The sequence below is a fragment of the Alicyclobacillus fodiniaquatilis genome, assembly GCF_042678105.1.
Lineage (GTDB): Bacteria > Bacillota > Bacilli > Alicyclobacillales > Alicyclobacillaceae > Alicyclobacillus > Alicyclobacillus fodiniaquatilis.
Genome location: NZ_JBHUCX010000020.1, coordinates 74,683 through 81,351 on the forward strand (window position 1 = coordinate 74,683; position 6,669 = coordinate 81,351).

Annotated in this window: 8 protein-coding genes; 5 read left to right on the top strand and 3 right to left on the bottom strand. The window is 49.2% G+C overall.

The annotated features are described in order from the left end of the window. The first annotated feature begins 18 nt into the window (after positions 1 to 18). The 4 genes from ACFSB2_RS06770 (at position 19) to ACFSB2_RS06785 (ending at position 2,579) form a co-directional block, all read left to right on the top strand. Entirely contained in the window at positions 19 to 966 is a 948-nt protein-coding gene (locus ACFSB2_RS06770; protein ID WP_377942276.1) for a hypothetical protein, read from the top strand. A gap of 38 nt (positions 967 to 1,004) precedes the next feature. Then, positions 1,005 to 1,190: a hypothetical protein gene (locus ACFSB2_RS06775; RefSeq protein ID WP_377942277.1), complete on the top strand. Its 186-nt coding sequence runs from the start codon at positions 1,005 to 1,007 to the stop codon at positions 1,188 to 1,190. Then, on the top strand, positions 1,183 to 1,479 hold the full coding sequence (locus ACFSB2_RS06780; RefSeq protein WP_377942278.1) for an HAD family hydrolase: 297 nt from the start codon (positions 1,183 to 1,185) through the stop codon (positions 1,477 to 1,479). The genes ACFSB2_RS06775 and ACFSB2_RS06780 overlap by 8 nt, the downstream gene beginning before the upstream one ends. A gap of 206 nt (positions 1,480 to 1,685) precedes the next feature. Next, positions 1,686 to 2,579, top strand: a complete 894-nt coding sequence (locus tag ACFSB2_RS06785) for a glycoside hydrolase family 25 protein (protein WP_377942279.1) — start codon at positions 1,686 to 1,688, stop codon at positions 2,577 to 2,579. A 55-nt stretch (positions 2,580 to 2,634) separates the two neighbouring features. Here the strand turns inward: ACFSB2_RS06785 and ACFSB2_RS06790 are convergent, their stop codons facing one another. The 3 genes from ACFSB2_RS06790 to ACFSB2_RS06800 form a co-directional block, all read right to left on the bottom strand. Beyond that, positions 2,635 to 3,393 carry a GNAT family N-acetyltransferase gene (locus ACFSB2_RS06790; RefSeq protein WP_377942280.1) on the bottom strand — a complete coding sequence of 253 codons (759 nt, stop codon included), beginning with the start codon at positions 3,391 to 3,393 and terminating at the stop codon, positions 2,635 to 2,637. A 281-nt stretch (positions 3,394 to 3,674) separates the two neighbouring features. Then, on the bottom strand, positions 3,675 to 4,550 hold the full coding sequence (locus ACFSB2_RS06795; protein WP_377942281.1) for a YitT family protein: 876 nt from the start codon (positions 4,548 to 4,550) through the stop codon (positions 3,675 to 3,677). Positions 4,551 to 4,629: 79 nt separating this feature from the next. Further along, on the bottom strand, positions 4,630 to 5,676 hold the full coding sequence (locus tag ACFSB2_RS06800; RefSeq protein ID WP_377942282.1) for a YkvI family membrane protein: 1,047 nt from the start codon (positions 5,674 to 5,676) through the stop codon (positions 4,630 to 4,632). Between the two features lie 153 nt (positions 5,677 to 5,829). On the opposite strand from ACFSB2_RS06800, the gene ACFSB2_RS06805 reads away from it, so the two are divergent. After that, positions 5,830 to 6,636 carry an undecaprenyl-diphosphate phosphatase gene (locus ACFSB2_RS06805; protein WP_377942283.1) on the top strand — a complete coding sequence of 269 codons (807 nt, stop codon included), beginning with the start codon at positions 5,830 to 5,832 and terminating at the stop codon, positions 6,634 to 6,636. Positions 6,637 to 6,669: the final 33 nt, after the last annotated feature.

The following is a 6,669-nucleotide window of genomic DNA, read 5'->3' on the forward strand; positions in this document are numbered from 1 at the left end:
AAATTTGGGGGAAGCATGATGACTGAAGATATGCCAAATCACCTCGGTCGAATCATTCGCAAGCTGGGTGTAGAGGACATTGTCGCGTTGCTCAGTGAACGAATCAATGGTGCTGATTTAAACACCCTTCTCTTGGAAGTGTTTAGAGAGAAAACCGATAAACAGTCAGCCAGTGACTTACTGAAAGGGTACGCGGATAACCGGTTCGTACACCCTGCCGATGTGGATCCGATTCAACTGAAACAACTCGAGTTGGATGTATTGAATATGGCAAGAAATCATGCAGCGACACCCATTCAACTATCGCCAGTAGCGCCGCTAGGTTCGTGTTCAATTATCGCGAAAGTGGATCAACGTAAAGTTATCTCTGCAACCAGGGGAACCGAAGTTGTGGCGGACGCAACCAATCTCTTGGCGCTCCACATCTGTCATTTGATACAGACAAACAGCAGGCGTGCTCGCTCCGATTTAATCAGACTATCTACAACCCACAGACATGTGAGGGCACAATACTTTGGCAATGCGCATGGGATGCGGCCGCATTTTCATTTGTTCTGTATGGTTACGGCGGGCGTTGACCAAGGTTCGTATCATTTTGAAAAGCAATCCTTTTGGGAACATATCCATGTCTATCTGGATATATTTCGTATGTTGTTCGGGACAGAAATTGAGGTTGTCGTCAGTCGACGCGCTGGCTATAAGGACTCAGCCGGGTTGTTGCAAAGTATCATTGAATACGGGGAAGCGCATGCGATGAAAATCGCGATCAAAGAAGCTGATGAAGAAAACGGGTATTACAAAGGCCTTCAATTTACGATAAAAGCGAAGCTCAACGGACAAGAACATGCGATTGGCGACGGAGGATACGTCGATTGGTCCCAAAAGTTGTTGGGAAATAAGAAAGAACGAATGCTGATTAGCGCAATTGGGTTAGAGCGGCTCCTGTTATTCAGTGCGGGAGGTTGAGTGCCAAACATGATTTGAGTGAACAAGGGGTGTCAAGGATGTCAGCGTCTGCAAAGCACATATCGGAATTTGATCATTCAAATGTACGTGATGATGCACCTATCGTATTTTTTGATTTGTGGGCAACTTTGATTGATGAAAAGCCTGGCTCTCCTTTCTATGCGGCAATCTCCAACCAAATGAACGTAGATTTACAAAAATTCGTGGAAGCATATCGTGCTTGATACAGTTGGTATACGTTCTTATTTTGATTCTATCGTCTTATCGTACAAGCACAAGATAGCAAAGCCGATGCCTGATATTTATCTGAAAGCTTTGAAAGAATTGAACGGGCGCGCAGAAGATTGCTTTTTTATCGGCGATGGAGGGGACAACGAGATGGACGGAGCAAAGCAAGTGGGGCTCATGACCATCTTGGTTGATCATCGTCGCAGAAATGATGTCCATGCAGATTTCAAAGTGAATACACTATCCGACGCACTGCACATCATTCTGGAACAGAATCGCACGTAATGAAACACAAGTCTATACAAGTTTGGTTGTGAAGGAGGTTCGAACATGCGCTGACTTCCCTGGCCAGCTCTGGAGTGAATGATGCCTAGACGTGAATCCTGGAAAAATCATCGGTTGGGATGAACTGAATGTAAGCAACCTACATATGGTGTAAGACGGCCTTGAAAATAGCATGAAGAATGCGCTACAAGGGATGGGTGTGAGCAATGCAAACACGAAAACCGACGGATGCGCTGGGCATCGACGTTTCAGCGTATCAAGGCAACATCAATTGGGAACAGGTTGCACAAGCGAATATTTCATTTGCTTTTATCAAAGCGACCGAAGGGTCAAATATCACGGACAGTAAGTTCCCCACGAATTTCCCTGCCGCAAAAGCCGCAGGTTTATTGCGCGGCGTATATTGCTATGCGCGCCCAGGGCAAAGTTCAGCGGCGATACAAGCCAACTACTTTATCAACACCATGAAATCAAATGGCGGATTCGGTGAACTCCCCCCTGTATTGGACGTGGAGGACAACGGTGGACTAACCAATGCGGCATTGGCCACCTGGATTAAGGACTGGGTCGATCTCGTCGCAAGCGCGGCTGGCAAAAAACCCATGATTTATACCTATCCGAACTTTGCCGACACCTATTTGGAGCCAACGTTAGCGAGCAGTATTCCTGTGTGGATTGCGAATTATGATGTCAGTCAACCAGCAAACGCTGCCGGTTGGACCTCATGGACCTTTTGGCAATACTCGGATACAGGATCTATACCGGGTATCAATGGGAACGTGGATTTGGATGTTTATGCAGGGACGGTGACGGATTTGAAAAACACGTATGCGCCAACGCCAGCGTCAACGACCTACCCGATATTCAATGTCTTTGTGTTAGATCACCCCTATTCAGCCATCGCGGTTGACAATGTGACGTATGTCTTATGGACGGCGCTGAATACAATGGGCACACCGCACGTTTACAAGGGAAACGGCGTGATGACCGTCAACGGCAAAGACGTACAGGGAATTGTTTATCAGGGAAGCACTTATCTTCCTTGGGATTCTTTGGCGTCTAGTGTGAAATCAGAGAAAGTATGGCATTTTTACTCGTGATCCGGATTTGCGCCAGTTTGGTATGACGTACTTGTTCAGCACGCATCATGACAACTCAATATTTTGTCCGATAATGATAGCGGTACAAGTGCTGAAAGCCCAGTTTACGATAGAGGGCAAGCGCCTTGTCGTTATCAGACACGACTTGCAAATACACGTTTTCCGCACCATGCTGCAGACTCCATTCCGCCAGCGCGTGTATCGCGCGGGTCGCAACTCTCTGTCTCCGAAAGTGCTGGGCTGTGGCCAGATTGAACAAACCAGCCCAGCCACGTTCCAAAACAACTGTGCCGATCCCGACGCACTCACCTTGAGACCGCACCTGTATAAACCCTTGTTGCAATCCAATTGTCTGGAACATTTCTTGATAAAATCCTTTCATGTGCAGCGGAATTTCTTCGATATGTATAAACGCCTCCATCCATTCTTGAGTCAACGCCGACGAGACAATGACTTGCAGCACGTCATCAATGTGCGCACAGGCGAGGATTTCGTGGCAAGTCGCGGTATACACCGCCGATTGACCTTCAATCTGATAACCCCAAGCGGCCAACATTTCGTCCAACGGTTGCGGTGATACGTCGCTGATTTGAAATCTGATGGGCAAAGACTGGTGTTGATAAAACCTTTCCACTTCATCCATCCACCATTCATAATCTGGCATTTTGTACAGTGGCAGGACACTGTTTGCACGCTTTGTAATCCCGTCAAACGCACGCAACTGCCAACATCCCATCGTTTGGCGAATGCGTGCAGGCCAAGCATTCGCGCTGATTTCCTCAATTGAGTGCGCCAGACTGATCGAAGTATCCATGCATCAATTCCTCCTTTGCTGATAAAAGAAAATGAATAAAAAATCGAGAGAGAACACGATATGTAATGCCGATTTCATGAACAGAAGCATGGAAATAGAAGCAATGGGGAAACCCCGAATGGCAAATTTGAATCCAATGAATATATTATCATTATCAGTGAATAATTATACACAAAATTCACGGAAATGCACCTTGATGAAGGCCACGAAGGGAGGGGAATAAACCGTCAAAACGGCGATCCCCCTGTCGATATAAGTGGATTGTCAGATATGCACACGATTTACCGCGACTTGCGCAAAACGCCTTTGCGGCGCGGCGTCACCACATCGTCAAACGTAAATCCTTCACCAGCGATCTCGTGGACATCGCTGATGGTGACAAACGCCTGTGGGTCTACTTCATGAATGATGCGCTGGACGCGGACGACCTCTTCGCGGGAAACCACACAGTGAATGACTTGTCGCGTCTGGCCGGTGTAACCGCCTGTCGCCTGCAACAAGGTGGTCCCGCGATCCAACTGTTCGTGGATGGCGGTCACGATATCCATGTGTTTTTCCGAAATAATGCTGATCGCTTTCCCGCTTTGCGCTCCCTCAATGACAAAATCAATCACCCGGCTGGAGACAAACAGCGCAACCAACGAATACATCGCCACTTCTCGTCCCACGACAATGATGACGAGACAAATGACGATGACATCAATGAAAAACAGCGTCTTGCCCATCCCCATGCCTCGACGATGGCGAAGAATGCGCGCGATGATGTCCGCGCCGCCCGTGGTGCCGCCCGTCCGGAAAATGAGGCCTAGCCCTATCCCTGTCACGACACCAGCATACAAAGCCGCCAGGAGTTGATCATGCGTGGGGATCTGAATGAACTTCGTCAATTCACTAAATACACTCACACCGACGACGCCCAAAGCGGTTTTGAACACGAATTCTTTGCCAAACATCCGCCAGGCGACAATCAATAAAGGAATATTTAAAACCAAAAAAGTCAAGCCGACAGGAAGATGAAATTCGTAGAGGAGGAGGACAGAAATCCCGACAAAACTTCCCTCGGCGAGGTGATTGGCAATCAGAAATCCGTTTAAACCAATGGAATAAATTAAGCTGCCGATCACGATCATGAACCATTGCATAGGTTGTCTAAACATGGGTGCAAAGCTCCTTTGCCGCGCTTCAGCCAATTGGGTAATATATGAAACTCGTCCCAGTGGCTATTATACGAGCGCTTTAAGCGCGCGGCAAATGCGTGCGGTGCAGCACTAAAATCAGAATGAGAAAGAGGCTGACCCAGCCAAATCCTGTGTAGGCGTAGGCGACGATGATTTTAAAACCGAAGTGGCTCAATGCCCCAGCGATGATCAACAAAACGAGGCTGCCAATCAGCATTTGTCTGCGGCTGATGGCTGCGGTAGCCGCCAGCGCGTATACGTTGCCAATCAAAGTGGAGTAAATCTCGCCAAATAATACGGCGATGAAGAGCCAGGATAACCAATGTGCGAAATGAGACGCGATAAACGCCATCGGCATGGCGTACGCGAGTGCGTCCGGCAAATAGCAGAAAAGCGCAAAACTAACGGCGACAAGCATCGCGCCCAGCCCGATCGCGCCGAAAATCGCCCCGCGTTTTAATACTTTTAACTGACCAATCTGACCGCCGAGCGGTACCAGCACACCAGCTGATAAAGCGATGTTCATGGCGCCATACAGCAGCGCTGACAGCCACACCTGCGCTCCGAGATGAACAGGGGAGGGCAGCGGCCAATGCCCTGTGCCTGTATGTGCGCCCCACCAAGTGTGAAAGGCCGTATAGAAGACGAACAAGATCAGAGTTGGCACAATGACGCTGTTCACTTTCAAAAGCCCGTTCATGCCAAACAACATCGTGACAAACGTGGCCACCACAGCTGTGAGGACACCTAATGAAAAAGAAAGGTGCAGTTGCTCCTTAAACAGCGCGCCGGTCCCAGCCAACATCGCAACGGTGACCCCAAATAACATAAACAGCAAGATGGCGTCGATGATCTTGCGCAAAGCACCCGTGTACAGATGTGCATTGAGATCGCGAAACGATGTTGCTTTCAACATGGCGCCAAGCGCCATCAGGCGATAACCCAACCAAGCGAACAAGGCGGTGACGAGGACAATCGAAAGATAGGCCACCGGACCAAATTGAACAAAAAATTGGTAAATCTCTTGCCCCGACGCAAAACCAGCGCCAACTACAGTCCCGATATACACACACGCGACCTGTAGGCTCAGCCAGCGGTTGGCCATGACTATCCCTCCCAATACGCTTTATACATATGGACAAGACAGAAAAAAGATGCCGTTTTGCGCAAAGCTTTGGACATGTTCATCGCCAATGGCCATATATATTTCACTAAGCATGTCCTACGCGTATGCAAGATGAGTAAAAGGAGGGTGGATATGACCACTTTACAGGCCATTATCATGGGAATTGTACAAGGTGTGACCGAGTTCTTGCCCATCAGCAGCACTGGTCACATCGTGCTATTGGAAAAGCTCTGGCATATCCAAATTGAGGACGATACACTGTTTATCCTGTTGTTGCACCTTGGCACTTTGGTGGCAGTCGTTTATGCCATGCGCAGAGAAGTGAAGTGGCTGATTGCGCATCCGAAATCGCGCACAGCGTGGATGATTCTGGTGGCGTTGTTGCCAACTGCAGTTGTCGGCGCCGTTTGCGAGGAATGGTTTGACAGCCTATTCGACAGTGGCATCACCATTGGTTTCGAGTTCGTCATCACTGGCGTCATCCTGTGGTGGATGGACAGCGTTGAGACGGGCAAAAAAAACGAAGCCACCATGAGCGTCAAAGACAGTTTGTGGGTCGGCACACTGCAAGGCATCTCCATTTTGCCAGCCTTGTCCCGCTCAGGCCTGACCATCGCCGCCGGGCTGTGGCGCGGCATGGACCGCGAAGCTGCCACTCGGTTTTCTTTCGTCCTTTCCATTCCCGCCATCCTTGGCGCGACGCTCGTCAAAGTGGACGATGTGTTCGAAGACAAAGCGACAACCTTGGCATTGCCCTGGAGCCAGATGATCATCGGGGCCATCGCCGCCGCCGTGGCTGGTTACTTCGCCGTGCTTGGCACAAGGTGGCTGATTCAACACAGCCGCATGCGCATTTTCGCAGTCTACACATGGGCATTAGCTGCTTTCATTCTATATGATCAACTATTTGGCCATCACTTTTTCCCTTCGCTGGTATAAATAAAACGCCGATCGCGCCATAACCGCGATCGG

What these genes read in the sequence shown, in the direction of transcription:
- ACFSB2_RS06785 (WP_377942279.1), top strand. Translation starts at nt 1,686, where the DNA reads ATGCAAACACGAAAACCGACGGATGCGCTGGGCATCGACGTTTCAGCG.
- ACFSB2_RS06790 (WP_377942280.1), bottom strand. Translation starts at nt 3,393, where the DNA reads ATGGATACTTCGATCAGTCTGGCGCACTCAATTGAGGAAATCAGCGCG.
- ACFSB2_RS06775 (WP_377942277.1), top strand. Translation starts at nt 1,005, where the DNA reads ATGTCAGCGTCTGCAAAGCACATATCGGAATTTGATCATTCAAATGTA.
- ACFSB2_RS06805 (WP_377942283.1), top strand. Translation starts at nt 5,830, where the DNA reads ATGACCACTTTACAGGCCATTATCATGGGAATTGTACAAGGTGTGACC.
- ACFSB2_RS06770 (WP_377942276.1), top strand. Translation starts at nt 19, where the DNA reads ATGACTGAAGATATGCCAAATCACCTCGGTCGAATCATTCGCAAGCTG.
- ACFSB2_RS06795 (WP_377942281.1), bottom strand. Translation starts at nt 4,550, where the DNA reads ATGTTTAGACAACCTATGCAATGGTTCATGATCGTGATCGGCAGCTTA.
- ACFSB2_RS06800 (WP_377942282.1), bottom strand. Translation starts at nt 5,676, where the DNA reads ATGGCCAACCGCTGGCTGAGCCTACAGGTCGCGTGTGTGTATATCGGG.